The sequence below is a fragment of the Shimia sp. Alg240-R146 genome (assembly GCF_947331465.1).
GTDB lineage: Bacteria > Pseudomonadota > Alphaproteobacteria > Rhodobacterales > Rhodobacteraceae > Shimia.
On record NZ_CAMZOK010000002.1, the window covers coordinates 514,888 to 539,707 of the forward strand.

The following is a 24,820-nucleotide window of genomic DNA, read 5'->3' on the forward strand; positions in this document are numbered from 1 at the left end:
AATTTTTTTGTAAAGTAATTCGCGAAGCCTTGCAGCAATTTGTAAACAAATTATTCTGCAGCGCGGAAAGTGGTTGATTTACGCAAGGAAAAGTCCATGGGGCGCGACACTTTGACAGGCAGTCGCATTCGCGAAAGGCGAGCGATGGCGGGCATGCGACAAGCCGAACTTGCGAAAGCCGTAGGGATTTCGGCGAGCTACCTCAATCTGATCGAACACAACCGTCGCAGAATCGGCGGTAAGCTGCTTGTTGATATTGCGACCGAACTTGGTGTGGAGGCGTCTTTGTTAAGCGAAGGTGCCGAGGCGGCGCTGATTGCGGCGCTGGGCGAAGCGGCAGCCGATGGGACGCAGGCAGGTGTGGAAGTGGACCGCGCCGACGAGTTTGCCGGTCGATTTCCGGGTTGGGCGGCGCTGATTGCGCAACAGCACAGCCGGATTGAAAACCTGGAACGCACGGCCGTGACGTTGACGGATCGATTGACCCATGACCCGCATTTGGCGACGTCTATGCACGAGATGCTGACAATGGTGACGGCCATCCGCTCGACCGCAGGAATTCTGGCAGAGCCGGGTGAGATCGAACCGGAGTGGCAGACGCGGTTCCATCGCAACCTGAATGAGGACAGTCAGCGCTTGGCGGACAGCTCGCAGCAGTTGGTGGCGTATCTGGACAGAGCTGGCGACGCGGCGGCCAGCCTGACTTTGCCGACGGAGGAAGTGGACGCGATGCTGTCGACGCACGGGTTTCGCTTTGACGACCTTGTGGACGCCAACGCCGCTGATGTGCGCAAGTTTGTACAGAACCAGCCGGAGCTGACGTCAGAACCTTCGCAAGACATGGCAATGACTGTGATCCGCCAGTTGTTGGATGACGCGCGGCGGTTGCCCGCGGCGCGGTTGGTGGCGCTGGTGGCAGAACTGGGGGCGGCGCCTGTAGAGATTGCCAACACAGCAGGCGTTCCTTTGGCGGTGGTGTTGCGGCGACTGGCGGCCTTTTCAGATGAGGTTTTGCCTGCGGCCTGTGGTCTTGTGATGTGCGACGGGGCGGGTACGTTGATGTTGCGCAAGGCAGTGGACGGGTTTCCAATGCCGCGGTTCTCGGCCGCATGTCCGAAATGGCCCTTGTTTCAAGCGCTGGCGCGGCCGATGCAGCCGTTGCGGCAGATACTTTCGGTCACTGGACGCGATGCCCGCAGTTTTGAGTGTTATGCGGTGGCCGACCCCATCGGCCCGATGCGCGTGGACGCGCCGCCGCTTTATCACAGTTATATGTTGATCATTCCGCAAGAGGCGCGGGCGAATGACGGGTATGAGGTTGGATCCACTTGCCGGGTCTGTCCAAGTCAGGCATGTGAAGGGCGTCGGGAGCCGTCATTGCTGGCTTGATTGCCATAAGACTGTAATTCTCCTTGGCTTTTCACTAGACCCCGCTAAGAATAGTCCGGCACTCATGAGACTTTCGGGGAGGGGAGGCTACATGGGCAAAAGCGTTCTTCTGATTGAAGACGAACCCAATATCATCGAAGCGATCAGCTTCATCTTGTCCCGCGACGGCTGGTCCGTTGCAACCCACTCTAATGGGCACGATGCCGTTGGCGTTGTGGTCGAGAGCAGGCCGGACATTGTCATTTTGGACGTTATGCTGCCCGGCAAAACCGGTTACGAAATCCTGCGGGAGTTGCGTGAGGCGGAGGGGTTGGCTGATTTGCCGGTGCTGATGCTGACGGCCAAAGGGCAGGTTAAGGATCGGGAGATGGCGGAGCGCGCCGGCGCGAGCCGATTTATGACCAAACCGTTTTCCAATGCCGAAGTGCTGGAGGCGGTGCGCGATCTGGTGATCGGGTGAGCGAGCGTCCCAAACATTTATTTCTTGAGCGGCAAAGCTATCGTCGGCGGCGTTTGATCGACCTGATCCGCATGTGTCCGGTGATTGGCGGTATCCTGTGGGCTGTGCCGTTGCTGTGGCGCACCGACGGCGCCGAGCAGATATCTACATCTGATGCGGTTGTTTACGTGTTTCTGGTCTGGCTGGGACTTGTTCTGATGAGCGCCTTTCTGGCGCGGGCGCTGCGTGATGGCGGTGATGCGGACGGGGGAGGCAGCTGATGGGCACGTTGAACATGCTGGTCTTTGTTTGTCTGGTCTATGTCGCCTTTTTGTTTCTGGTGGCATTTGCGGCGGAGCGCGCCGCGATGCAGGGCAAGGGCGGCTGGCTGCGCTCACCGATTGTTTATACGCTGTCGTTGTCGATCTATTGCACCGCCTGGACATTTTACGGCGCGGTTGGTTATGCCGCCCGATCCGGTTTGGAGTATCTGACGATCTATATTGGCCCGTCCTTGGTGATGGTTGGCTGGTGGTGGGTGCTGCGCAAATTGGTGCGTATTGGGCGCACGCAGCGCGTGACATCGATCGCGGATTTGATTTCGTCGCGTTATGGTAAATCGAACCTTTTGGCGGTTGGAGTAACCGTCCTGGCCGTAATTGGCACCACGCCATATATCGCTTTGCAGCTGCAATCCGTGACCGTCAGTTTTGCCGTTTTTTCAGATGCTTATGATGCGAGTGTGCCTCTTGGTGAGCAAGAAAGTAACGCGCTTTTGGTAGCCGCGGGATTGGCGTTGTTCACCATTATATTCGGTACCCGAAATCTGGATGTGAACGAACGCCATCACGGCGTGGTCATGGCCATTGCGGTTGAAGCGGTGGTCAAGCTGTTTGCGCTTTTGGCGGTCGGCGTGTTCGTGGTCTGGGGGATTGGCGGCGGTGTCGGTGACATTTTGCAGCGCATTGATGCCAGCAAGATCGGCACTTGGCAGATCGAAGGTGACCGCTGGGCGACGTTGATCTTTCTGTCTGCTGCGGCGTTTCTGTGTTTGCCGCGCATGTTTCAGGTTTTGGTCGTGGAAAACGACAGCGAGGACCATTTGCGCACCGCGAGTTGGGCGTTTCCGGCCTATCTGATGGTTATGAGTCTGTTTGTGGTGCCTATTGCCGTGGTGGGCTTGGACTTGTTGCCAGCGGGATCAAACCCCGACTTCTTTGTTCTGACGGTGCCATTGGCGACGGGTAACAACGGCTTGGCGATGCTGTCGTTCCTTGGTGGGTTCTCTAGCGCCACATCGATGGTGATCGTGGCGGCACTGGCCTTGTCGACAATGGTGTCAAACCACATTGTGATGCCGATCTGGCTGAACTCAAACTTTGGCGGCGCAACCGTTTCGGGCGATGTGCGCCATGTTGTTCTGTTGTCGCGCCGGATCTCGATCGGGGCGGTGGTCACATTGGGCTATCTATATTACCGCATGTCGGGCGGCGGGACTGCGCTGGCGTCAATCGGACTCATTTCCTTTGCCGGTGTGGCGCAGTTTTTGCCAGTTCTGATTGGCGGCATATTCTGGCGTGGCGCCACCCGTTTGGGTGCGTTTGCCGGATTGACGGTGGGCTTTTTGATCTGGGCCTATGCGCTGCTTTTGCCAAGCTTTGGAACGGGTACGTTGGTGTCTGAAGCGCTGCTGGCACAGGGACCGTTGGGCATCGGGTGGCTGCGACCGCAGGCGTTCTTCGGGATCACTGGAATGGATCCACTTGTGCACGCGATTTTCTGGTCAACCCTGTTGAACGCACTTGCGTTTTTTCTGGTGTCTCTGGGCGGATTTCCATCGCCGGTGGAGCGTCTTCAGGGCGCGCAATTTGTCAATGTGTTTGAGCATTCCGGCACGCCACAAGGCTGGAGCGGCGATTTGGTGCAGAGCGAAGACCTGATGATCATGGCGCAGCGTATTTTGGGCGCGCGAGAGGCGCAGGGGCTGTTTGAGCGCGAGGCCAAGAGGCAAGGCATGGGCGGTGTTCTGCCCGAGCCGTCGCCAGATTTCTTGCAGGTTTTGGAGCGTGAATTGTCTGGGTCCGTCGGCGTGGCGACAGCGCATGCGATGGTCGAACAAATTGTCGGCGGCGCGTCGGTGTCGGTCGAAGACCTGATGGCGGTGGCTGACGAAACCGCGCAAATCATGGAGCATTCCAGCCAGTTGCAGGCCAAGTCGACAGAGCTGAGTCGCACCGCGCGGCAATTGCGACAGGCCAACGACAAGTTGACACAGATTTCGGCTCAAAAGGATGCCTTTCTCAGTCAGGTGAGCCACGAGTTGCGCACACCAATGACGTCGATCCGGGCGTTTTCCGAAATTCTTCGGGATACGGATCGGCTGAGCGCGGCGGAGCAGACAAAATATAGCACCATCATCCACGACGAGGCGTTGCGCCTGACGCGATTGTTGGATGATCTGCTTGATCTGAGCGTTTTGGAGAGCGGTCAGGTTAGCCTGAACATGCAGTCCGGTAAGCTTGACGATCTGCTGGATCACGCCATCGCCACCGCGCTGACCGGCAGCGGCCAAGACAGCCTGCGTATTCGCAGAACACGTGGTCAGGAGCAGGCTTTGTTGCGCACGGATCTTGATCGGTTGAGTCAGGTGTTCATCAACCTGATTGGCAACGCACAGAAATACTGTGACGCAGAGACTCCTGAACTGCGGATCGAAGTCAGCCAGTCAAACGGGCAGATGACGGTGGACTTTATCGACAACGGGCAGGGGATTTCGAAGAAAGATCAAGCGGTGATTTTTGAAAAATTTGCGCGTGCTGGCGTGCAGCGCGCAAGTGGGGCTGGGCTTGGTTTGGCAATTTGTCGCGAGATTATGACCCGTCTAGGCGGCACAGTCAGCTATTTGCCGGGCCAAGGCGGCGCAGCCTTTCGCGTAGTTTTGGCCGGGCAAGGGCAATTGGCGGCGCAATAGCGGGAAGATGTAAAGTCTCTGGTAACCTTATTGGGCCATGACTGAAATTGGGACCACTCAATACAGGCAGGCAGCGATCATGGGTGACGCGGCAGAATTTTCGATACTGAAGCGCAAGGCGGAAGACGGGCTGAGCGGGCATAAAGCCCGGTCGATGAACCCGGAAAAGGCGATGCGTCTTGGTATGGCGTTGTCGGCGCAAAACGGCATGGGGTTGGCCTGTGAGGTCACCAAAGTTCAGCGCAGCAAGCTGGCGCATGAAACCCTGATCGGCATGTTGGATTCCGATAGTCTTTTGGCAGTTCTTGAGGGCGAAAACGGTGCGCGGGCGGCCTTGGCAATTGATCTCCAGGTGTTGTCGGGACTTGTTGAACATCAAACACTTGGGCGCGTTTTGCCAAACCCGGCCTCCCCGCGACCGCCCACATTGGTGGATGCCGCATTGGTCACGCCGGTGATCGAGGACACGCTGGCGCGGTTTGTGACGTTGATGAGCACCGATGAGGCGCCGAAATGGCTGCAGCATTACAAATTCGGTGCCGTGACCGAGGACACCCGTACTTTGTCATTGTCGCTAAAGGCGCATGATTATCACTTCATGATGCTTGATGTGTCGCTTGATGGCGGCGCAAAGAGCGGAACCATCGGTCTCGCTTTCCCCGATTTTGAACCCGTTGTTGAAGAACCTGAAGACGTGCCCAGCGAAGACGTCAAATCGGATTCCTTTCACGCGAAAATGCTTCAGGCGCATGCCACGTTGACCGGTGTAGTGGGGCGATTGAATATGTCGATTGGAGAGATGCAGTCATTGCAGGTGGGGCAGGTTTTGACCTTGCCTTTGGATGTGACCAAGGAAACGACGCTGGAAACCACTGAGGGTACGCGGGTAACCGAGGTCAGCTTGGGGCAGATCAACGGCATGCGCGCCGTGCGCCTTGTCGACGCGATCACGCCCGCCCGGCCGGACGAGGATATTGATATGGACGAAGGCCTCGCGCCTTTGGCGGAGGCACAGGTCGAGGCGCCCGCAGCCGACGCACCATTTGATATTCCTACTGCGGCCACCGCAGAGCCACTGGCGCCCGATCTACCCGATCTGCCCGATCTGCCGGACATGCCTGATTTGGGCGATCCCATGGCCGATCTCGGGGATTTCAATATGGATGATCTTGGTGCACCTGAGTTGCCGGACCTTCCGGACATGCCCGACATGTCGGATCTGCCAGGCATGTCTGATTTGCCCGACCTTCCTGATTTCCCTGATTTGCCCGATCTCGATATGACGGGCACTTGAGGCCACCACCACACTCAAAAACTGAATAAAACCGCGCCGGGGCAAATGCCTGACGCGGTTTTTTAGATTGGAATTTTGACCTTACCGCCGAGTGATAACGGCGTTGCAGACGTCAATTGCTCGCGTCTTGCGCCCTTAAATGCGCCTCCAGACCGCTGAGGTCATAACCCGCGGCGGCAGTGGCGGCCAATAGATCGTCTGCGGGCATTTTGCCTGCTTGCGACAATGTCCAGCATATGGCCGACCGTGTGCCTGAACGGCAATAGGCCAGCACTTTGCCGCTGGCACCTTCGGCGGAATCGCCCTGCAGCGATTGGCGGTCAGGCGTCATCGTCTCCATCGTCAGAGGATTGGCGACGTAGGAAAGCCCGGCAGCCTCGGCTGCAGCCTGCATGGCGTCGGAGGCTTGGTCGGGCCCAACCTCCATGTCAGGGCGGTTGTTGATGACGAGGCTGAAACCAGCCTCGGCCAATGCTTGCATATCGGTCGCCTCAATTTGGGGGGCGACAAAGAAACGGTCTGTGATCTGGCGAATGTTCATGGCGATTGATTACTCGGCAGGCACAGCTGTGTCTAGGGATGTCCGAACTGCCGGTGCAATTGCCATGCCAGCAAGCATCGCGGCAAAGAACACCCAATGTGGCCAGCCACCATAGCTGAGCGAGGCCACAGCCGGACCGGGGCACAGACCGGCGAGGCCCCAGCCTGCGCCAAACAGCACCGAGCCCACGACAAGGTTGCGGCCCAATTTGGGGTCTGCAGGGGCAGGGAACTCGCCACCGACCAGCGGTTGGCGGCCCTTGGTAAACAGCCAGGCAACAGCCATCGGAATGATGGCGCCGCCCATGACAAAGGCAAGGGTCGGATCCCAATTGCCAAAGACGTCAAGCCAGCCCTGAACCTTGGTGGTGTCGGTCATGCCGGAGATAAACAAGCCGGCGCCAAAGAGGCCGCCTGCGAGGAAGGCGAGGATCAAGCGCTGCATCAGATCACTCCCAAAATGTGACGGAAGAGGACCACGGTCAGACCGCCGGCCATGATATAAAACACAGTGGAGACGATGCCGCGAAGCGACAGGCGGGAGATCCCGCAGACGCCGTGACCGGAAGTGCAGCCGTTGGCGAGGCGCGTACCAATGCCCACACAAATGCCGGCAGCGATCAGCACAGCGATGTTGGTTGTCGCGTGGGTGTTGACCTCTCGGTAAATTGGGGTGAGCAGGATCGGCAACAGAAAGACGCCGGCCAGAAACACCGCGCGTTCTTTCCAGGCGGTGCGGCCAGAGCCGTCCACCAGCCCGCCAATGATGCCCGAGGCACCCATGATGCGCCCGTTGCCGAGCAGGTAAACAGCACCGCCAAGGCCGATCAGCATACCGCCGATAAGGCCCCAGACCCAGTCTGTGGGGATTGATTGAAGCATGGTCGTCTCCGCGTTTCCTAGTGTCCTGTGAGGGCAGGCGGTGCCGCCGGCCCATGATCCCGCGCAGGATCAGATTTTGTTGACCGGGACTTTGAGGAAGACATCGCCTTCCTCGTCCGGTTCCGGCATTTGCCCCGCGCGCATGTTCACCTGCAGCGACGGAATGATGAGTTTCGGCATCGCAAGCGTGGCGTCGCGCGAGTCGCGCATTTCAACAAACTCGGCCTGCGATTTGCCTTCGCCGACGTGCACGTTCAGAGATTTTTGCGCGCCAACAGTGGTTTCCCAGGCATAGTCATCGCGTCCCGGTGCCTTGTAGTCGTGGCCGACAAAAATCCGGGTCTCATCCGGCAAAGCGAGGATTTTCTGGATCGAGTTGAAAAGCATTTCCGAAGAGCCGCCGGGGAAGTCGCAGCGGGCCGTGCCAAAATCGGGCATGAACAGTGTGTCGCCCACAAAGGCCGCGTCTCCGATGAGATAAGTCAGGCAAGCCGGAGTGTGGCCGGGCGTATGCAGCACGTCGCCGCGCATTTGACCGATGTGGAAACTGTCGCCTTCGACGAACAGTTTATCAAACTGGGAGCCGTCTCTTTGGAACTCGGTGCCTTCGTTGAAAACTTTGCCAAAGGTGTCCTGCACCATTGTGATGTTCTCGCCAATGCCGATCTTGCCACCCAAATGCTCTTGCAGATAAGGCGCTGCGGAGAGATGGTCGGCGTGCACATGGCTTTCCAGAAGCCATTCGACGCGAAGGTTGTTTTTCTTTACGTACTCAATGACTTCGTCCGCAGAGCCTGTGTCTGTTCGACCGGACGAGTAGTCAAAATCCAACACGCTGTCGATGATCGCGCAGGAGTCGCTTTGTGGGTCTTTGACCACAAAAGAGATAGTGTTTGTGGCGTCGTCAAAGAAGCCTGTGACATCTGGTTTCACGGTGATTCCTCCGGTTGTTGATTAACACATATCATTTTTAGAATGTGTTTCAAGGGGACGATACATAAGATTGTGCCAAAGGGTTGATTTGGGTCAAAGCAAAGACACAGGGCTTTTTCCACACTATCAGTCCAACACTATTGGAGTCTCATTATGACTGACATTGTACAGCGCAAGAAGGCGCTTTTGGCGCGATTGGCCGAACTGGATGAGCGTCTTCACTCGATCGAAGCCGAGTTGGACGCCCCACATACCAACGACATCGAAGATCGCGCGGTCGAAGTTGAAGATGATGATGTGCTTGAAGGTCTCGGACATCAGGGCGAGGCCGAAATTGGCAGGATCCTTGCGGCCTTGAAGCGCATTCGGGCCGGTGAATACGGCGATTGCGCGTCTTGTGGTGAAGCGATTGCGTCTGCGCGCTTGGATTTGGTGCCAGAGGCCACGATGTGTGTGGCCTGTGCAGCCAAAGCCGGGATCTGAGGGGTAAGACGAACGGAACGACTTGAAACACAGGCAAGCGTGCCAGTGGAGGTGAAAAGAAAATCGATTTGGAGGACACGACATGAGCCAAGGGAATGTAGAGCAGTTGATCCAAGACGGAGACCAGCTGATTGAAGAGATTACCAAGGCGGACGAAAAAGACCGGTATGACCTGCACCAGAAACTGCATCGCGTGATCGAGAATATCCGGTTGCAGGGGCAAAAGATTCCCGGGCGGTTCCATGATCTTGACGTGGAAATGCTCGACGAAGAAATCGAGGACGGTTTCGACAATATGCCGGTGTAATCTGACAATTGCGCCCGCCTTTTGGGAGCATCATCTATTGCCTCAGGGCTTGCGTCAGCAGGACGGGGCGCTACAGTTTCAGGGTATACTGCGGCCTGACGCGTTTAGGCTGCCAAAAACACTGAGCGGGGCATGGCAGAAACGGTCGGCTATTCGGTAGAAGACAACGTGGCGGTGCTGAGGATCAGCCAACCGCCCAACAATGCTTTGACCTCTGATGTGTGCGCCGCGCTGACAGCTGCCTTGGAACGGGCAGCGGCGGTGCCCGAGGTTCAGGCAGTTGTGATCATGGGCGCAGGCGGCATTTTCAGTGCTGGACACGCGATCGGCACCCTGAACACCAAAAGCGCGTCGGACGTGGCCGCACTTTGTACCACCATCGAGAAATCTACTCTGCCGGTTGTCGCGGCGGTCTCCGGTGTTGCGATGGGCGCGGGACTGGATGTGGTGTTGGCCTGTCACTACAGGCTGGCAGACGCGCAGGCACGGGTCGGGTTTCCTGAAGTGGGGCTGGGCCTGATGAGCGGCGCGGGCGGCACGCAGCGCGCACCTCGGCTCGCAGGGGCCGACGTTAGCCTTGAAATGATGCTCACAGGTGTTCAGAAATCGGTGACTGAACCCGGACCACGTGCGTTTTTTGATCATGTTGTGAAGAGCAACCTTGAAGAAGTTGCGGTCGAGTTTGCCAAAAGCGTAGTGGACGAGAGACTTGGTGTGCGCCAAACGTCTGCGCGTCGCGAGGGGTTGGCAGATGCATCCGCCTTTGATGCCGCGTTGGCGAAGTGGCGGGCGCGGGCGCCGCACCATTCGAAATCCGCCAACAAAGATATATTGGACTGCGTCGAGGCATGCCGTCTGTTGCCATTTGAGGCGGGGTTGGCGTTTGAAAAAGAGCGGTTCAAGGCCCGCGTTGAGGCGCCGGAATTTTTGGCATTGCGCCACATCGCTCTGGCAGAACGGCGAGCGGCCCACTTCCCTGAACGGGCCGTAGGGACAGCTGGACCCGTTAAGCTTGTCGCCGTGATCGGCCTTGGCGCGGTGGGGGCAGGGTTTGCTGTGGCCGCGCTTTTGGCCGGCTTTGAGGTTGTCGGGGTCGAGCGTGGGGCAAAACCGCTTGAAAGCGGATTGGAACGGATCCGACTGCTTTTGGACAAGGCGGTGCAGGGCGGGCAGCTGTCGGCTCTGAAGCGGGATGGTATCGAGGCGTGCTTGCACAGCGGGGGCGATCTGGTGGCGGTGGCGGAAGCGGATTTTGTGCTGGTAGCGTCCGGTCAGAACCCGGAGGTGGAACGTCAGATTTTTGCGCAATTGGATGGGATTTCCAAAGAAGGTGCTGTTTTGGCCGCGCATGGGCCTCAGGCGGATGTAGACGCGCTGGCGCTTGAAACAGGGTGCCCTGAGGAGGTTATGGGGCTGTCTTTCCCGACTGCGGCGCATCTGTCGCCCGGTGTGGAAGTCGTCGTTGGCGCTCAGACCTCTGAGGCCACTGTGGTGCGTGCGCTGTCGGTGTTGAAGGCGATGCACAAAGCGCCGGTGCGGGTGACGCCCCACGTTGGCCTGATAGGTCACTCTGTGACGACAGCAGCGCTGCGCGCGGCGGAGAACATGGTGCTGCACGGCGCAAAGCCTGAGGACATTGATAAGGCGATGCGGGACTGGGGCATGTCGCTGGGCCCGTTTGAGGCGGCGGACCTTGTGGGGCTAGAGGCCCCTTGGGTGGTGCCCGGCGGTGCCGCCCTGAGTGAGGCCTTGGCGCGACGGATGTGGACCGGACGTGCGGCAGGGCGCGGTTGGTACCGGTATGAAGGCAGTCACCCGCAGGAGATTGCTGCGGAGCTCGACGACTTTCTGCATCAAGTGCGATCGGAGGCGGCGCGCACGCCCAAAGCATTCAGCGGCACTCAAATTCAGAGCAGATGCCTTGCGGCGATGGCCAATGCTGGTGTGGGCTTGCTGCGCAAGGGCGTGGTGGCTTCGCCCTCAGATATCGATGTGGCGCTGGTGCACGGGTTTGGATTTCCCCGTTGGCGAGGCGGACCGATGATGGCTGCACAGCAAGCTGGTTTGGTGCGCGTGCGGGCAACGCTGCGGGCGATGAAAGCCGAAGGCGACAGCTTGTCAGCCCCTGATCCCGTGTTTGATTATCTTATCAAGAATGGCGGGCATCTGGCGCGGTGACTTTTTCGCGTGCCAAGAGCGTGTCAGGCAAATGAGATCCCAACGATCACAGTCATTAACCCCAGAACGGAAAGGAACAAGGAGCCGAGGTTGAGCGGGATCACCTTTTGCACAGCCTCCCGCAAGTCTTCGTCGGAGAGACCCGCGCGGCGGGCTTTGTTCACTTTGACAATCGAGAGAAGCAGTCCGATCAAGCCAATCACAGAAATGGCTGCGCCCACCCAGATAATCCAGCTCATGATGTGTCTCCTCGCGGTAACTTGCGCTAGGCGCCTATCGTATCAGAGGTACGCACGCAAGGCCGCCCACGCGGTTGGACGCGCAAATGCCGCATAGCGCGCGATCGCCTGTTGCAGGGGAGTGTAGGGGGCGCTAGGTTGCGGCCTCGATTGCAGTCGTCACCTTGGCGACCAGTCGCTTCCGTTTCGTTTCCAGCCGTCAGGCCGCTGTGCCGGGCCACCATCCAGGAGTTCTCATGTCCGACTTCTCGTCCGATACCCCGACCGAAAGCAGTGCCGACAGCAGCTATCGCGTGACCGCAGGCGAATTGCGCCAGTTTGTTGAGCGTTATGAGCGTCTTGAGATGGAAAAGAAGGACATCGCGGACCAGCAAAAAGAGGTCATGGCCGAGGCCAAGTCGCGTGGGTACGACACCAAAGTGCTGCGCAAGGTTGTGGCGTTGCGCAAGCGTGACAAAGACGACATCGCCGAAGAAGAAGCGGTGCTGGAAATGTACAAAGAAGCGCTAGGCATGTCCTGACGTTGCGGCGGCGCCTGACGGGGGCCGCTACTACCTTTCCGTGATTGATTCAGGGCGTGATGAGCGTGACGCCCGGGATGCGTTCGATCAGGAAGACGTCTTCGTCGTAGATGTCAGACATCGCCTCGACGAAGTCTTCGGACCAACCCGGCAGATCCAGCTCTTCTTCGACCTCATGCTCAAGGGCAAACTTGTCCAGGAACGCCGCAATCACGCGGCGTTTTTGCATTTCGGTTAAGTCGGGATGTGTTGCGACATATTCCTCAAAGCGCAGCCCGCCCTCCGGCGACATGATAGAGCGCAGCAGATCAGTGCCACCTTCAACGGGTGTGGTGTGGTCAAGACCGGCGAACTCACGCAGCACTTCTTCCCAGATCAGCGGCGTGTCCTCATTACACCAAACCGTCACCGGCACGTCCGGCAGCGCCTGACGCACCCGCATCACAAGTTCTGACCAGCGCAGTGCCATTGGCGCTGAGCCGCCTGTCACCACTTCGAGGTCTTTTTCGGTACTGCCATTCACCAGAGCCGGCAAAAAGGTGGCCGGGTCACGGATGGCCAGAAACACCTCAATGTCCTCTGCGTGAAAAATCCGGGAAAAATCCATCAGTCGCTCGGTGGCGTTTGGATAGATCCGATTCTCGCGCACGGCGCCGCGCGGCACCCCAAAGAAGTTGCTGTTGGATAGAACGACGCGGTCCGGTAGGCGGTCCCCGATCATACCCCGCAACAGGCCTTCGCGATGGGCCGGTGAAATCGGATAAGTGTCCACATTGTCCATGATATCGCGAATCTGGCGGCGATAGCTGCGCGGTTCGGGAACGATCACTCCATGCTCGCTCAGCAGCGTCGTATTTTTTACGAGGCTTTTGACCAGCTTGTTTTCGTCGGTGAAATGGGCGCCAATATGGAGGACGAGCTTCATTTTATGTCTGATTTTCCGCGTGGGTCGTGATTAGTATATCTTCGTTTCTGGACAGTGAAACCAGATTCAGGCAACAGAAGGGCGCAATGAAGGAAACACATCTGCCAAAACGCTCTTTTGCGCCTCTTCGCCTGGGGGTCGATCCCTGGTCTGCGGGGGCGTTTTTGATTGCAGTTATTGTTCTTGCACCGATTGTCGCGGTGATCTGGATAGCCTTTCACCCGGTGGAAAACATTTGGCCGCATTTGATGTCGACCACGCTGCCACGGTATCTGCGCACGACATTGATCCTGATGGTGGCGGTTGGAGCGATATCCGCGACCATCGGCGCAACCGCGGCTTGGTTGACGACGCGTTACGATTTTGTCGGGCGACGCTGGATCGAATGGGCGTTGTTGTTGCCATTGGCGATACCCGCTTATGTCGGCGCTTATGCACTCGTTGATTTTCTGGAATATGCGGGGCCGGTGCAGACCGCCCTGCGCGAGGTGTTTGGCTGGCAGACCGCACGCGATTACTGGTTCCCGCAAATCCGCTCCCTCGGCGCGGCCATTATGGTGCTGTCGGCCGCGTTGTTCCCATATGTCTACATTCTGGCCCGCGCGGCATTTCGCGAACAATCCGGCGCGGGCGAAGAAGTTGCACAATCGCTGGGTGCAGGGGCCTTTGGCCGGTTCTGGCGCGTAGGGTTGCCGCTAGCACGTCCGGCGATCGCCGCGGGAACCGCGATCGTGATGATGGAAACGGTGAATGATTTTGGCACGGTTGATTATTTTGCAGTGCAGACCCTGACCACTGGTATTTTCAGCGTTTGGTTGGAAAGCAACAACGCTGGCGGCGCGGCTCAGATCGCGACGGTGGTGTTGGGCCTGGTGATTTTCCTGGTGACCATGGAAAAGGTCAGCCGGCGTAAGTTTCAGTTCTTTAGCTTGACCACGCGGCATCGCCCGCCAGAGCGCACACAATTGCGCGGAACCGCAGGCTTGGCGGCCTTTGTTGCGTGCTTTCTGCCCTTTGCCATTGGGTTTCTGCTGCCGTTCTGTGTGATTTTGAATCATGCGTTGGCCAATGCTGAACGCTGGAGCGATCCGGCCTTGCTGAGGGCGCTGGGCAATACATTGCGCGTGGGCGGAATAGCGGCCGTTCTGACGGTTCTGGCCGGAGTGTTTTTGGTCTATGGAGTGCGCCTGTCGGGGCGAAACTTGCCTCGGCTTTTGTTGCCTGTAACGACAATTGGTTATGCCGCTCCCGGAGCCGTTCTTGGCGTTGGCATCCTGATCCCGCTTGCCACCGTCGACCACACGTTGGCGGACGCCGTGGAGGCCGTGACCGGGCAACCGTCTGGCCTGATCCTCACCGGATCGGCGTTTGCAATTGTTTTGGCGTATTGCGTGCGATTCTTTGCGATTGCTCAAGGCGCCGCAGATGGAGCCATGGGGCGCGTACCGCCCAGTCTCGCAATGGCTGCGCGTTCGTTGGGCCGCTCAAAAGGGCAAGTCCTGCGCGAAATTTATGCGCCACTGATCCGAGGGTCCGTTGGGTCTGCATTGTTGCTGGTGTTCGTGGATTGCGTCAAAGAACTTCCGGCAACCATGCTGTTGCGGCCTTTCAACTTTGACACATTGGCGACTCAGGTGCACGATCAGGCAAGTCTGGAAAACCTTGGAGACGCGAGTCCCGGGGCCATTCTGATCGTGTTGGTTGGTCTTGCCGCTGTCGCTCTTTTGGCGAGGGCCAATAGATAGTCAAAAAGGGGGTTGCAGGCCGTGTGCAATTTTCGTATCCCCCCGCCAGTGCCCCTATAGCTCAGCTGGTAGAGCAACTGATTTGTAATCAGTAGGTCCGCGGTTCGAGTCCGTGTGGGGGCACCATTTTTACAAATTAAATCAAAAGCTTGCGCGACGTTCTTCTGTGAGCGGTTGTCACTTGACGTCTGCCGGAAGCATACCGGAAGCAACAGGATGAGCATTCGCACTGTTGCATCGCTGCACTACGCCCTAGGGCCAAATCGACGTTTGGGGTCGTTTGGCACTGTTGACCCTGATTCTTGCCTGACTCATGTCTTTGCCTAGATGAGCCGTTGCTCAACCGTTCAAACAATCTGTTTTGACGGTTGGAGAACGGTCAAAGCAACAGTGAAGGATTTAGGTATGACACTTCAAAAAGCAGGCATCGGGGCGGCGCTCCCATTTTTATTCAATCCGGCGACACTTAGCGTTGTTGCAATCGGCGCGGTTGGTTGGGGCATTTACAACCTGCTGCACGATGAAGACGAGGAAGAGGGAGATGAGACCCCAGCTGCCATCGGTGATACGAAGGTGATTGCCAAGGTGGCTGAAACTACCGATACCAACGCTCCTCAGCAGCAGCCAAAAAGCGGGACAGGCTGGTTCGATTTCCCCGTTTCTGAGGCGGGCGCAGGTTCTGAGGCCGATGAGGCAGCGGAGGAAGCAGAGCGTAAAGAAATGCTGCGTCGGACGATGTCGGATCTTGGAAAGCGCAGTGCGGCAGCCCGTGCGAAACGAAAGGCTGCTGCGAGTGAAGCTATAGAAACGCCTAGTGGTTTAGGAGCCGCATGACAGCCTCCAGCCCAAACCTGACATTGCAAGCAGGCGGCGACGATCGCTCAATTTGCCATATACTGGATTCTTCTGGATTGCCTCAATAGTGAGCGCATTTGGGTGCACAGCGTCATGATCTCAACGACTCTATTGTAGTCAATTGCTTTTTCGGCTGTTCCAAACGCTCCGCCGGTGGCCGCTTCAAAAATGGCCTGATCTAGTTTTACATATTCGGTGTATTTATATCCGAGGATTCGTTGCGCATCTTCGTTGAAGCAACTTGACGACGAAATGGCTCCTTCTAACTTAACCTGATACAGCCGTTGCTTTTTTTCTTCCTCGTCCGGATCTGCTAACCAGTACTCGACTGCGTAGCTTTCTATGATCTTTATCTCGGATATGTGATCATTTAGATGTGCAGAGTCCTCTGACTGCATCGCAAAGTAATTTTGAGCCAAGTAGGTCAATAACGCAGCTGCGAGTGCAGCAAATATCGCGACTAAAAACTCCAACTACTTACTCGGCCACAGCGCGTTTAATGTGGGTTTCGATAGAAATCTTGTACCTTTCGAGTGACGAACTCTGTAAATCGATCCGGATAAGCTTCTGAAGTTTCCTTGCAGTGTATCCTTCATATCGCACTAAACCACCAAACGCAGACTCCAAAAACGACGAACCACAACTCTTCAATCCATCGAGTTGAACAACCAAAACAGCCTCTGCTTCCTCGGCTGCAATTAGGGCCGGTAGTAGTTTCTCTTTCCTAAACCGCTCGCCATTGTAGGGACCATCGGCTTCGACACGGCCCGCAGGAAAAGGCCAGAAATCTTCCGCAATAGAAAGCATGTGTAGTTCTTTCAATTTTTCATTCCCCACGCAGATGAAGCGTCCACTCAATGAGTGTGCCCCCGATAGAGTGATCGCGAGACCTCCGTTGCAACGGTCTTCCAGCGTAATAGTAGCACTCTCCACCTCTACTGAAAATCCGCAGCGAACCGCGGCCACAAATGTCCACCAAGTCTTTCATCTCGGGCAATCCCAGGCCTCTGAAAGCCTTCCCCGTTTGACTGCTCCTTGGCTTCATCGCTCCCTCTATGTAGGTACCGTCGTTCTCGAATTCAAAGCTCGGCTTTGATGTTAGGACCGATGTTAAGAAATCGCGCACCGTTTGCGACCAGTTCTTTTGGGCAAAAGTCACCGGAATCGATGCTCCTTGATCATAGATCACGACGGTTAACTCCCTGCTACCTCTATCGACCGATGCAGTAACCCACCATTTACCAACGTGTCTGAACTTGAAATCGTGGTCATTCGGATATGCATGTTTTGACACATTTATCATGGCCTCAGACAGTGCATTGTTTAATGCTATTTCGACATCCTCTTGGATTTGCCGCGCTTCGCCAAGAAAGTCGCACAATCCCAAAATGCTCTGACTTGCCTCCGCCAGCTCTGCAGAATTGGTTCCCGAAACTATCTTCATCGTTCGTACGTCACCCGAAGTGAAGTATCTTTCAGAAACGCTTTCGGTTAAGCCTAAGATTTCGAAGAAACCCATTTCGTAGAGGCGCCGGAAAACCGGATCCTTCCACTCGTCTAGGTTAATAGTTGGCGGCACATCATCCATTAATGTGCGCAGCCGGTCATACTCCGCAGTCATCACTAACGCTGGAGCTGTCGAGAAGCGAGAAATCTGACCAAAATCCATGTATCCTGAGATGCGTCTCTTGCGGCCCAGCGATTTCGGATTTTTGAACCAGTTATAGGTTTTTCCCGATGCGGATGGCAGCAAGGACTTGAACCTGTTACGCCAATCGGAGATAAATTTCAGTGTCTCGTCAGTATTCGCCGACAGGCATATTTCGAGCGGTGGAGTTTCCGGGCGATTTTCAGAAACCACCTCCTCGATGTCCCCGCCATACCAAGCTCGGACTACGTGGCTTTTCCTCTCCCGCATTCTAATACGAAATGGTTTCTTGGCTTCGACTCTCGCCCTGTGCAGTAACCATTTTTTGTAAGATTTAGTGAGTTTTTTCATGTTCCACGTTTTTCATTAAGAATTAGGTCGGCGGTTGCATCTTGCTAGGTCATAGAGCTTCGGCTTTGATCCAGCAGCGGTGCAAGACCTCCATTGTTTGCCCAGACTAGCTAGAGCGCCAAGCACTCGATATTTTAGCGGAACAGCCATAGCCTTGACTGAATTCCTGCGCAATGCGTCAACGGCAGGAATGAGAGATTGGCAATGCTGCGCTCAATTATACTGTAAGCGTCTTCTATGGGCTGCTATATCAGCCGGGGGTGAGCTGCACTATTTGCAATGTTCGCTTTCTGTGCTTTGCCGCCGTTTGTCTAAGGCGCAGCGAGTTTCCGGGTCCAATCCAATTTGCATGTAGCGAGGCGTCTCTCTGGCATAGTGTGTCTCGGTTCAAGCAGGCCATGCCATTTAATGCAAATTTCTGTAATTTGAGCCGCGTTGCTCAGGCTGATTTTGCCCATTCGATGCAAGATGAACGATGATCTTCATAGATTTCTCTTGGATCGCCGCCGTATTCGATTCCCGCTGCGTCTAACCCCTTTAAGAAGCCTATCGTCACCGCATCGTTAGTTTTGCCACCAGCGTTGCCGAGCATGGCTGTAAGCTGCGGCAAGCCTTGTGCTCTGCAAAAGATACACATTCGATCAAGAGCCAATGCACCCCTCACCCATTGGCCCCACTTCTGTGTGTCCGGATCAAATACACCAGATGCAATCGCAATCTGTTTGAAGTCAGTTGGCGTTTCCGTTTTTGCCGCCTCGATCAGGTGATTAACCGCCAACCTTAAATTGAATCCCTTTACGGTTCGGGTCGACAATTCTGCCATAGCATCGACGCAAAGAGGAAGGTCCATCTTCCCGGCTTCGCGATGACGACCAATGATCGTTTCGAGTTGTTCGGGCGTTTTTAGTTTGAGGAATCTATTTGTCATCGGAAACACCTATAACAAACCGAAGTTTGTTTCCAGTGAGTTGTGCTGCGTGCAGTGCTATGCAACTAAAGCGCGAGGCGGGATTTCGCTGCCGTTGGCTACAGCGTCTGCTTCCCCGAAGCGGCCAAACTTTGCAAAGGGTGCTATCTGCGCATTGCTGACTTTGGGTGCATCCGCAGCGATGGTGGGTATGGTGCGACATGCTGGCGTCTACCATCGCCGTGATGTGTATTTGTTGATGAGGTCTAGGCGATAAATCGATACCGGCCTTTGGCCTCATTCAGCTTTCTTGCCGCGTGCTCTTGGTCGTCTTCAACTACCGTGGCCAAGCGTGCGCCAACGTGTTCCATATAATCGATCAATTCGATCTCGCTGACCCCTTCCAGTGCTGCAAGGGTGGTGGCGTTTCCGACAACTTGCGCCAGTATCAGTCGGATATGCTCGTTACGGTGCACATCCTTGACCCCCGAAGGATCGACAAAGCTGCGCATTTCCATCAGATCGTCGTCGGTTGTTGCGGCTACCAAGTCCCAAAGCGCGTGATTGGGCCAGCGGGCGCGGTTTCCATCGTCTGAGGGTTCGCAATAACGGACCTTTTCTAAGGCTTCGGCAACGATGTCGCCAAACATAGTGTCGAGTTGTGCCCATGTGCGGACCTGCCAGCGGTCTTTTAGGAGGTTTTTTCCTGCACGTATCTCAATTCGCCAGACGCGGCTTGTGGCGGCGTCTGAGGCGTCCAGAAGGGGCAGGTCGTCCCGACGAAGGTTCGCGTTCCAGATGTCCCACCAAATCGGTTTTTTCTTGTCGATCACTTCGCGGCGTTTGTCATAGACGATGACCTGTCGCCCCGGCATTTTCCCAACGGTGACAGATGTAAATCGGCCTGATTTTCCATTGCTGCGGCGGTCGTCTTCGTGGGTGAGGTAGTCGCCACGATTGCTATGGCTGTGAATTACGAAGTTTTCAGGGTTCAGTTCGAAATCAGGGGCAAGGGCGTCCACGCAAAAATCGACACGGGCAATGCTGACCTGATGATTGCCATAGCGAACTCCAAGTCGTTCCAGCGTTTTGTCGATGTAGGCGCGGGCATAGCCTAGGCCTTGGGTAGCTAAGAGAATTGAGCCAACTGAAACACGGATGCCCCAAGGGTCACGCGCGGTGGGCCTTTTAAAGAACCATGTGACGTCCAGTGGTCCGCCTCTGAGAATGAAACGATATCCATTGCCGCCATGGGCAAGAGGTCAAATTCCGCGCCGCCATATTCAAACGGGGCGGGCGCGCGGTTTTCCTCTGCGGTTTCGCGTAGGGCGTCCAGCGCGTCAAAAAGGTCTTGTGAAATATTGGCTTGGATCGAAAGGGCGATTGTGTCGAAGCCTTGATGAACAATGTGCATTTGGGGTGGTCCTTTGTATTTTCTGTATTTCCAGAGGGGGGTGCTACAATCACCCCCCTTTTTCGGCGGATGCCGCGTTGTGGTGCTGATGTTGGAAAGCTGCGGGGCCTTGCCCCTTTGCTGCCTCCGGCGGGGCAGCATGTGTTTTGGGGCCGGAGCGGGGCCGCTCCGGCTGTAGGGTCATTTTGCGCTAACCTGACGGCCAATCCAGATTTCGGCCCGTTCAGCGCATTTTGAAAGATTGAGCAGGTCGGAATGGTGGAAGCTGTTGGTGTTTTTCCATTCGCCTGTGTCGGTCTTGTATGAACGGGACAGATCGATGGAGAAAAACCCGTCATTGTCCCAGATGGTGGCTGTCACGAGGCCGATTTTGAATTTCTGTGCTGGCGTATTTGCCATGGTTCTGTCCTTTCAGGATTGAGGATTTGGCAAAGAGAGAGGGGCGGGGGACCGTTTTGCCCACGCCCCTCAAGGACCATCCGGCCCCAAAATCCCCCGAAACGCTGCCAGCCCTTCGGGGGCAAAACTGATTGTCAGATAGTTTGCGACGTGTGAGCGACAGTGCGCTCTTCGATCCAGCGCATCAGATCAGCGCGGCGATAGCGCACTGATCTGGACGAAACCTTCACAAATCGGGGGCCACCCCCGCGATGCCGCCAATTCTGCAAGGCGCGCACTGAATAGCAAAGAATGGATGCGGCTTCGCGTTCGTCTACGAGTGTGTCGGGGTCGTTTGAAATGGAACTTGTGTGCATGAGCAACTCCTATGGTGCGATACCAGCAAGTTGCAGCGTAGGTGTTGCGACATCAAAGGACAGTTGAACTTCAGTTTGGGAAATGCCTGTCCTTAGCCAGTCATTTGCTTTAGTGCGCGCTCGATACGCTTCCCCAAAGCAACCTGGCTATGATAACTTCTGGGTGCGAAGCTTTCTAGAATAAATATAACAAAATCAAAGAATTGACCTGCATAGCTGTCCCGACGGGTGTCGTAGTAGCAGCTACTTTTCGCTTTCTTGCCCCTGCCAGATTCGAAATCCATTACCAAATCTTGAATCAAACGGTCTAAAGGCGTGTTTCGTGTAGGCTTGAATTCTTTGGCATGCTCAATTCGTTTGGCTTTCACTGCTTTCAAAGCATGGGAAACCTGCTTGAGTTTGTTAATGGTAAGCTCAGATGTGCCGTTGTTTTTCTCCCAATAATCAAGTTGCTCATTGAAGTCGAACCGGTGGTTAAATGGATCGCGGTAGAGGATCGCGTCATCTATTTCACTCAGGTTTTTATCAGACAAAGCATCAAATGCTGAAATTGTCCTATCCACCGCTATTTTGAGCCTTTCGAGGTCTTTGGTTTGTGGAGCGGGTGGCGGCTCATGTGCCCTTTTTGCGCTGGCCTGATAGCGACCTAAGATTTTGCCAAGCTGGAGGCGGATTGTTTTGTCGCTTCCCTGCAACCCAAAATCGGTTCGCATTGTCTGAATTAGGTGCGGTGTGAATAGATCGGAGATTTCAGGCCAAGACATTGCTGGCACTTCGGGGTCATTGAGCCGGGCTAAATATGTTGCCATTTGCAAGGTTTCTATTCGGAGTTCATTTGGGTTAAAATTGGATGTGCTCTGGCAACGAATACTCTACATCTACACGTAAGCTCAATGAGCTGATATCCGATGTGTATAAGGCTACCGGTGGAAGGCATCATCTGCGGTTAGCGAACGAGTCTTAGAGGTGGAGCGCATTTTGACTTTTGTTGTAATGCACCTGCCAACCGTGACGCGACCGATCCCGCAGCGCGTTGCACGGCGTCATCAGCCAGATGTGAGTAACGCAAAGTCGTGCTTAGGTTTTTGTGGCCCATAATTTCTTTGAGCATGAACGGATCGATCCCATTCATAACCGCGACTGAGGCGTAGGTATGTCGCAGATCGTGCAGCCGGACATCGTCAAGGCCAGCACGCTTTCGGATGCGTCGCCAAGGCTTTTCGAGCTCGGTCAGGTGTCCGTCTTCGGTGTTTCCCAATATTGCGTAGGGGTTTCCTTGAATGCGCGGCAAGCCCATCAGGATGTCGTAGGCTTCGCGGGGCAGGGGAATACGTCGTCGTCCGGTTTTGCTATCTGGAAGTTCAAGGTGGGTGTACGTGACATAGTCCCATTTGAGTTTTGTAATTTCGCTCATACGACAACCGGTCAACATCAGGAGCATAATTGCGGACACTATGTGAACCGTTTCGGACCCGTCCTCTAGCGACCGCATGAGAACCTCGCCCAGACGGGTCTGTTCTTCGTCCCGCAGATAGCGTTTCTTTTCCTCTTCACGGTTTTTTTTGACCCGTCGCGCTGGATTGGTGCCTTCAGTCCGTAAGCCCCAGTCCTCGGCCGTGTTGAACATCTTGGATATCAAACCCAAAACCCGATTGGCTTGGTAGGGTGTTTTCTCGCTGATCTTGAGATGTAGGGCTGCGACATCGGCGCGGGTGACATCGTTGATGAGCATGGGGCCGAACGCGGGGGCAACGAAGCGCCGCGCGTTGCTGGCGTAGTCCCGAATGGTTGAAGGCTTGCAATGACGCTCGGCATAGTCCGTTAGGAACCTTTCACAGAGCATTGCAACGGTTGGGGCCTGCCTCCGAGCCTGACGGTTGCCTGAGGGGTCTTCACCTTTAGCAACGTCGCCAAGAAGTCGCTTGGCCTGTTGGCGGGCTTCGTCAGACGTGAGAACGCCATGGGAGCCGATGGTATAGCGCCGTGTCCGTTTTCCGTTCCGGTATTGGATCAGGTAATTCTTTTTGCCTGAGGGGTAGACGCGCAATCCAAAGCCCCCAACGTCGCTGTCCCAGACAAAGTAGTCCTTGTCGTTGATTTCCAACGCTTCAACGGCTCGTTTGGTCAGTTTCATTTGGCGCCTCCAGTAGATGCAAAGTCTGGTTTTTTGGTGTTCCTGCCGGAAGCAATACGGAAGCAACAGACAGCAGAACTCGGCGCTATTGATGAAACTGAGGCGTAGTCAAAATCAATCTAAATCATTGATTGTATGTCGGTTTTGTTCGGTGGGCGCGGTCTGGAGAAATGCAGAGAAATGGATCAAACTCGGTTTGTAATCAGTAGGTCCGCGGTTCGAGTCCGTGTGGGGCCATTTTCAAACTGAATCGATTGAATTTGTGGTCGCTTCTAGGAGCTTCCGCTTGAAACGCACACGGCGCAAAGTTGGCATTTGGGCTGCTTTTCATCCCAAATTGAAGTGAGTCAGCCCGTCTCGGTGCCATTGAACAACGCGCTGCGCAGAACCTGTGTTTGGTAATCCTCCGCTTGACGCAAGACGTGGGGATCGTTCATGCTGAACCTGATTTTTTGTCATTTTTTAGGAGCATCGCAATGACTGGCAGTTCCGAACCGAATTATGTGCCTTCACGGCGGCGAGAGTGGCTGTCGTTTGCTTTCCTTACATTGATTTTGTTGCCCGGACTCGCTGTATTGTTTGTCGGTGGCTATGGCTTTGTCGTGTGGATGAGCCACATTATCAACGGTCCACCCGTCATTGGGTTCTGAAAAAGACGATCGGATCGCTGTGCTGAACCGGCGGTCCTGAAATTGATTTGACGATCCCAGATTGGAGCGAATCCATGAGTGTTCTCGGCATTGCGAAAGAATTCTGGCGTACCCTGAAAAGACCCCCTGCGACGATCAGTCTGGGCGTGATTTCGGTTGGTGGCTTTATCACTGGGATACTGTTTTGGGGGGGCTTCAACACCGCGCTGGAGGTGACCAATACCGAAGAGTTCTGCATCAGTTGTCATGAGATGCGCGACAACGTGTACGTAGAATTGCAGCAGACGGTGCATTGGGAAAACCGTACTGGTGTGCGCGCGACATGTCCCGATTGCCATGTGCCGCATGAATGGACCAACAAGATCGCGCGGAAAATGCAGGCCAGCAAAGAGGTTTGGGGTGCGGTGTTTGGCACCATCAACACCCGCGAAAAATTCCTTGCCAAACGCGAAGACTTGGCGCGGCACGAATGGGCGCGTTTGGAGGCCAATAATTCCTTGGAATGCCGCAATTGCCATGACTATGACAGCATGGATTGGAACAAGATGTCGGACGAGGCCGTGTTTTACATGCGGCCTGCGGCGGCTTTGAACACGGGCTGTATTGAATGCCACAAAGGCATTGCCCACGAACTTCCGCAGCAGGGCGAGGGGATGAGCCCGGTGATCGCAGCGCTTGACGGGCGCGCGGCCAACAGCCTGAGCGCCGGTGAGGATTATTACGCTTACCAACCTGTATCGCTGTTTGAAGATGAGGACCTGAGCAAGCCTGCTGGCAACTTGTCGATGACGGCGCGGGTCGAGATCGCCGAAGTCAAAGGCGATAAGGTGCGTTTGGATATGTCAGCTTGGCGGAAAAACAAAGGCTTTGGTCGGGTTCTTTATGCAGATTTCGGCCGGAACATGCGGGTGGCCGTTTTGGAACGTGAGACGGCGCAAAATGACGCCTATGTCACCGCTGGCGATCCGGTCAACGACGACAACACCGGCCTGGACTGGGTTGAGGTTAAGGTCAGCCTGTGGTCCTCCGCCAGAGGGTTTGTCTCGGATGCTGATCAGTTGTGGAATGTGGCGTCTGATTCCTATGAATCGTCTTGCAGCGGGTGTCACGCGCAGCCTGATCCGGATCATTTTGCTGCAAACGCATGGCCGGCGCAGTTCAATGGCATGGTCGGATTTACCAATATGGATGCGGCGGAACAGGAGCTTGTGTTGAGCTATCTGCAAAACCATTCCTCTGATTTTAAATCGTCGCAGTAGG

At 55.6% G+C, this 24,820-nt stretch carries 29 protein-coding genes and 1 tRNA gene; 14 read left to right on the top strand and 16 right to left on the bottom strand.

Annotated features, from left to right (window positions below):
* The first annotated feature begins 96 nt into the window (after positions 1–96).
* The 5 genes from PG871_RS11775 (at position 97) to PG871_RS11795 (ending at position 6,093) form a co-directional block, all read left to right on the top strand.
* The gene (locus PG871_RS11775) at positions 97–1,389 is read left to right on the top strand and encodes a helix-turn-helix transcriptional regulator (protein ID WP_270729555.1); all 1,293 of its coding nucleotides are present in this window, start codon (positions 97–99) and stop codon (positions 1,387–1,389) included.
* 91 nt (positions 1,390–1,480) lie between these two features.
* Positions 1,481–1,849, top strand: a complete 369-nt coding sequence (locus PG871_RS11780) for a response regulator transcription factor (protein WP_270729557.1) — start codon at positions 1,481–1,483, stop codon at positions 1,847–1,849.
* Positions 1,846–2,109 carry a hypothetical protein gene (locus PG871_RS11785; protein WP_270729558.1) on the top strand — a complete coding sequence of 88 codons (264 nt, stop codon included), beginning with the start codon at positions 1,846–1,848 and terminating at the stop codon, positions 2,107–2,109. The genes PG871_RS11780 and PG871_RS11785 overlap by 4 nt, the downstream gene beginning before the upstream one ends.
* Complete coding sequence (locus PG871_RS11790; protein ID WP_270729560.1) at positions 2,109–4,799, top strand: ATP-binding protein; 2,691 nt, start codon at positions 2,109–2,111, stop codon at positions 4,797–4,799. The genes PG871_RS11785 and PG871_RS11790 overlap by 1 nt, the downstream gene beginning before the upstream one ends.
* A 79-nt stretch (positions 4,800–4,878) precedes the next feature.
* A complete protein-coding gene (locus tag PG871_RS11795; RefSeq protein ID WP_270729562.1) occupies positions 4,879–6,093 on the top strand; it encodes a FliM/FliN family flagellar motor C-terminal domain-containing protein in 1,215 nt (404 codons plus the stop codon).
* Positions 6,094–6,205: 112 nt separating this feature from the next.
* On the opposite strand, the gene PG871_RS11800 is transcribed toward PG871_RS11795, so the two are convergent.
* The 4 genes from PG871_RS11800 to PG871_RS11815 all read right to left on the bottom strand — a co-directional run bounded on the left by PG871_RS11800 (position 6,206) and on the right by PG871_RS11815 (position 8,448).
* Positions 6,206–6,634 carry a TIGR01244 family sulfur transferase gene (locus tag PG871_RS11800; protein WP_270729563.1) on the bottom strand — a complete coding sequence of 143 codons (429 nt, stop codon included), beginning with the start codon at positions 6,632–6,634 and terminating at the stop codon, positions 6,206–6,208.
* 9 nt (positions 6,635–6,643) lie between these two features.
* Entirely contained in the window at positions 6,644–7,078 is a 435-nt protein-coding gene (locus PG871_RS11805) for a DUF6691 family protein (RefSeq protein ID WP_270729564.1), read from the bottom strand.
* Entirely contained in the window at positions 7,078–7,503 is a 426-nt protein-coding gene (locus PG871_RS11810) for a YeeE/YedE family protein (RefSeq protein ID WP_270730882.1), read from the bottom strand. Before PG871_RS11810 ends, PG871_RS11805 begins: the two co-directional genes overlap by 1 nt.
* Before the next feature lie 81 nt (positions 7,504–7,584).
* Entirely contained in the window at positions 7,585–8,448 is an 864-nt protein-coding gene (locus PG871_RS11815) for an MBL fold metallo-hydrolase (RefSeq protein WP_270729566.1), read from the bottom strand.
* 153 nt (positions 8,449–8,601) lie between these two features.
* Here PG871_RS11815 and PG871_RS11820 point away from each other — a divergent pair, with 153 nt between their 5' ends.
* From PG871_RS11820 to PG871_RS11830, 3 genes are all read left to right on the top strand, one after another.
* Positions 8,602–8,931, top strand: a complete 330-nt coding sequence (locus tag PG871_RS11820; RefSeq protein WP_270729568.1) for a TraR/DksA family transcriptional regulator — start codon at positions 8,602–8,604, stop codon at positions 8,929–8,931.
* Positions 8,932–9,013: 82 nt separating this feature from the next.
* Positions 9,014–9,238: a hypothetical protein gene (locus PG871_RS11825; RefSeq protein WP_270729569.1), complete on the top strand. Its 225-nt coding sequence runs from the start codon at positions 9,014–9,016 to the stop codon at positions 9,236–9,238.
* Positions 9,239–9,370: 132 nt separating this feature from the next.
* Positions 9,371–11,416, top strand: coding sequence for an enoyl-CoA hydratase-related protein (locus PG871_RS11830; RefSeq protein WP_270729571.1), 2,046 nt, complete (start codon positions 9,371–9,373; stop codon positions 11,414–11,416).
* A 23-nt stretch (positions 11,417–11,439) separates the two neighbouring features.
* On the opposite strand, the gene PG871_RS11835 is transcribed toward PG871_RS11830, so the two are convergent.
* Positions 11,440–11,655, bottom strand: a complete 216-nt coding sequence (locus tag PG871_RS11835; protein ID WP_270729573.1) for a hypothetical protein — start codon at positions 11,653–11,655, stop codon at positions 11,440–11,442.
* 236 nt (positions 11,656–11,891) lie between these two features.
* Here PG871_RS11835 and PG871_RS11840 point away from each other — a divergent pair, with 236 nt between their 5' ends.
* A complete protein-coding gene (locus PG871_RS11840) occupies positions 11,892–12,176 on the top strand; it encodes a DUF2312 domain-containing protein (protein ID WP_270729574.1) in 285 nt (94 codons plus the stop codon).
* Between the two features lie 49 nt (positions 12,177–12,225).
* Here PG871_RS11840 and PG871_RS11845 read toward each other — a convergent pair whose 3' ends face one another.
* A complete protein-coding gene (locus PG871_RS11845) occupies positions 12,226–13,101 on the bottom strand; it encodes a hypothetical protein (RefSeq protein WP_270729575.1) in 876 nt (291 codons plus the stop codon).
* An 86-nt stretch (positions 13,102–13,187) separates the two neighbouring features.
* Between PG871_RS11845 and PG871_RS11850 the strand changes: the two genes are divergently transcribed.
* From PG871_RS11850 to PG871_RS11860, 3 genes are all read left to right on the top strand, one after another.
* Positions 13,188–14,846: an ABC transporter permease gene (locus tag PG871_RS11850; RefSeq protein WP_270729576.1), complete on the top strand. Its 1,659-nt coding sequence runs from the start codon at positions 13,188–13,190 to the stop codon at positions 14,844–14,846.
* Positions 14,847–14,896: 50 nt separating this feature from the next.
* Positions 14,897–14,972: transfer RNA gene (locus tag PG871_RS11855), tRNA-Thr, on the top strand.
* A 279-nt stretch (positions 14,973–15,251) separates the two neighbouring features.
* Complete coding sequence (locus tag PG871_RS11860; RefSeq protein ID WP_270729577.1) at positions 15,252–15,680, top strand: hypothetical protein; 429 nt, start codon at positions 15,252–15,254, stop codon at positions 15,678–15,680.
* Between the two features lie 47 nt (positions 15,681–15,727).
* On the opposite strand, the gene PG871_RS11865 is transcribed toward PG871_RS11860, so the two are convergent.
* From PG871_RS11865 to PG871_RS11910, 10 genes are all read right to left on the bottom strand, one after another.
* Positions 15,728–16,174, bottom strand: coding sequence for a hypothetical protein (locus PG871_RS11865; RefSeq protein WP_270729579.1), 447 nt, complete (start codon positions 16,172–16,174; stop codon positions 15,728–15,730).
* 4 nt (positions 16,175–16,178) lie between these two features.
* A complete protein-coding gene (locus PG871_RS11870; RefSeq protein WP_270729580.1) occupies positions 16,179–16,508 on the bottom strand; it encodes an STAS-like domain-containing protein in 330 nt (109 codons plus the stop codon).
* A gap of 19 nt (positions 16,509–16,527) precedes the next feature.
* Complete coding sequence (locus PG871_RS11875; RefSeq protein WP_270729581.1) at positions 16,528–17,700, bottom strand: ATP-binding protein; 1,173 nt, start codon at positions 17,698–17,700, stop codon at positions 16,528–16,530.
* A gap of 439 nt (positions 17,701–18,139) precedes the next feature.
* The gene (locus PG871_RS11880; RefSeq protein WP_270729583.1) at positions 18,140–18,628 is read right to left on the bottom strand and encodes a hypothetical protein; all 489 of its coding nucleotides are present in this window, start codon (positions 18,626–18,628) and stop codon (positions 18,140–18,142) included.
* Positions 18,629–18,873: 245 nt separating this feature from the next.
* Complete coding sequence (locus PG871_RS11885; protein ID WP_270729584.1) at positions 18,874–19,629, bottom strand: hypothetical protein; 756 nt, start codon at positions 19,627–19,629, stop codon at positions 18,874–18,876.
* 107 nt (positions 19,630–19,736) lie between these two features.
* Complete coding sequence (locus PG871_RS11890; RefSeq protein ID WP_270729585.1) at positions 19,737–20,021, bottom strand: hypothetical protein; 285 nt, start codon at positions 20,019–20,021, stop codon at positions 19,737–19,739.
* 180 nt (positions 20,022–20,201) lie between these two features.
* A complete protein-coding gene (locus PG871_RS11895) occupies positions 20,202–20,420 on the bottom strand; it encodes a hypothetical protein (RefSeq protein WP_270729586.1) in 219 nt (72 codons plus the stop codon).
* A gap of 134 nt (positions 20,421–20,554) precedes the next feature.
* Positions 20,555–20,776: a helix-turn-helix transcriptional regulator gene (locus tag PG871_RS11900; protein ID WP_270729587.1), complete on the bottom strand. Its 222-nt coding sequence runs from the start codon at positions 20,774–20,776 to the stop codon at positions 20,555–20,557.
* A gap of 92 nt (positions 20,777–20,868) precedes the next feature.
* Positions 20,869–21,585: a hypothetical protein gene (locus PG871_RS11905; protein ID WP_270729588.1), complete on the bottom strand. Its 717-nt coding sequence runs from the start codon at positions 21,583–21,585 to the stop codon at positions 20,869–20,871.
* A 137-nt stretch (positions 21,586–21,722) separates the two neighbouring features.
* Positions 21,723–22,910: a tyrosine-type recombinase/integrase gene (locus PG871_RS11910; RefSeq protein WP_270729589.1), complete on the bottom strand. Its 1,188-nt coding sequence runs from the start codon at positions 22,908–22,910 to the stop codon at positions 21,723–21,725.
* A 476-nt stretch (positions 22,911–23,386) separates the two neighbouring features.
* Here PG871_RS11910 and PG871_RS11915 point away from each other — a divergent pair, with 476 nt between their 5' ends.
* Positions 23,387–23,560, top strand: coding sequence for a periplasmic nitrate reductase, NapE protein (locus PG871_RS11915; protein ID WP_270729591.1), 174 nt, complete (start codon positions 23,387–23,389; stop codon positions 23,558–23,560).
* 74 nt (positions 23,561–23,634) lie between these two features.
* Positions 23,635–24,819 carry a pentaheme c-type cytochrome TorC gene (gene torC / locus PG871_RS11920; RefSeq protein ID WP_270729593.1) on the top strand — a complete coding sequence of 395 codons (1,185 nt, stop codon included), beginning with the start codon at positions 23,635–23,637 and terminating at the stop codon, positions 24,817–24,819.
* The last annotated feature ends 1 nt before the right edge of the window (position 24,820 follow it).

What these genes read in the sequence shown, in the direction of transcription:
- PG871_RS11775 (WP_270729555.1), top strand. Translation starts at nt 97, where the DNA reads ATGGGGCGCGACACTTTGACAGGCAGTCGCATTCGCGAAAGGCGAGCG.
- PG871_RS11780 (WP_270729557.1), top strand. Translation starts at nt 1,481, where the DNA reads ATGGGCAAAAGCGTTCTTCTGATTGAAGACGAACCCAATATCATCGAA.
- PG871_RS11790 (WP_270729560.1), top strand. Translation starts at nt 2,109, where the DNA reads ATGGGCACGTTGAACATGCTGGTCTTTGTTTGTCTGGTCTATGTCGCC.
- PG871_RS11795 (WP_270729562.1), top strand. Translation starts at nt 4,879, where the DNA reads ATGGGTGACGCGGCAGAATTTTCGATACTGAAGCGCAAGGCGGAAGAC.
- PG871_RS11800 (WP_270729563.1), bottom strand. Translation starts at nt 6,634, where the DNA reads ATGAACATTCGCCAGATCACAGACCGTTTCTTTGTCGCCCCCCAAATT.
- PG871_RS11805 (WP_270729564.1), bottom strand. Translation starts at nt 7,078, where the DNA reads ATGCAGCGCTTGATCCTCGCCTTCCTCGCAGGCGGCCTCTTTGGCGCC.
- PG871_RS11820 (WP_270729568.1), top strand. Translation starts at nt 8,602, where the DNA reads ATGACTGACATTGTACAGCGCAAGAAGGCGCTTTTGGCGCGATTGGCC.
- PG871_RS11825 (WP_270729569.1), top strand. Translation starts at nt 9,014, where the DNA reads ATGAGCCAAGGGAATGTAGAGCAGTTGATCCAAGACGGAGACCAGCTG.
- PG871_RS11830 (WP_270729571.1), top strand. Translation starts at nt 9,371, where the DNA reads ATGGCAGAAACGGTCGGCTATTCGGTAGAAGACAACGTGGCGGTGCTG.
- PG871_RS11835 (WP_270729573.1), bottom strand. Translation starts at nt 11,655, where the DNA reads ATGAGCTGGATTATCTGGGTGGGCGCAGCCATTTCTGTGATTGGCTTG.
- PG871_RS11840 (WP_270729574.1), top strand. Translation starts at nt 11,892, where the DNA reads ATGTCCGACTTCTCGTCCGATACCCCGACCGAAAGCAGTGCCGACAGC.
- PG871_RS11845 (WP_270729575.1), bottom strand. Translation starts at nt 13,101, where the DNA reads ATGAAGCTCGTCCTCCATATTGGCGCCCATTTCACCGACGAAAACAAG.
- PG871_RS11850 (WP_270729576.1), top strand. Translation starts at nt 13,188, where the DNA reads ATGAAGGAAACACATCTGCCAAAACGCTCTTTTGCGCCTCTTCGCCTG.
- PG871_RS11860 (WP_270729577.1), top strand. Translation starts at nt 15,252, where the DNA reads ATGACACTTCAAAAAGCAGGCATCGGGGCGGCGCTCCCATTTTTATTC.
- PG871_RS11870 (WP_270729580.1), bottom strand. Translation starts at nt 16,508, where the DNA reads ATGCTTTCTATTGCGGAAGATTTCTGGCCTTTTCCTGCGGGCCGTGTC.
- PG871_RS11875 (WP_270729581.1), bottom strand. Translation starts at nt 17,700, where the DNA reads ATGAAAAAACTCACTAAATCTTACAAAAAATGGTTACTGCACAGGGCG.
- PG871_RS11880 (WP_270729583.1), bottom strand. Translation starts at nt 18,628, where the DNA reads ATGACAAATAGATTCCTCAAACTAAAAACGCCCGAACAACTCGAAACG.
- PG871_RS11890 (WP_270729585.1), bottom strand. Translation starts at nt 20,021, where the DNA reads ATGCACATTGTTCATCAAGGCTTCGACACAATCGCCCTTTCGATCCAA.
- PG871_RS11895 (WP_270729586.1), bottom strand. Translation starts at nt 20,420, where the DNA reads ATGGCAAATACGCCAGCACAGAAATTCAAAATCGGCCTCGTGACAGCC.
- PG871_RS11900 (WP_270729587.1), bottom strand. Translation starts at nt 20,776, where the DNA reads ATGCACACAAGTTCCATTTCAAACGACCCCGACACACTCGTAGACGAA.
- PG871_RS11905 (WP_270729588.1), bottom strand. Translation starts at nt 21,585, where the DNA reads ATGGCAACATATTTAGCCCGGCTCAATGACCCCGAAGTGCCAGCAATG.
- PG871_RS11910 (WP_270729589.1), bottom strand. Translation starts at nt 22,910, where the DNA reads ATGAAACTGACCAAACGAGCCGTTGAAGCGTTGGAAATCAACGACAAG.
- PG871_RS11915 (WP_270729591.1), top strand. Translation starts at nt 23,387, where the DNA reads ATGACTGGCAGTTCCGAACCGAATTATGTGCCTTCACGGCGGCGAGAG.
- torC (WP_270729593.1), top strand. Translation starts at nt 23,635, where the DNA reads ATGAGTGTTCTCGGCATTGCGAAAGAATTCTGGCGTACCCTGAAAAGA.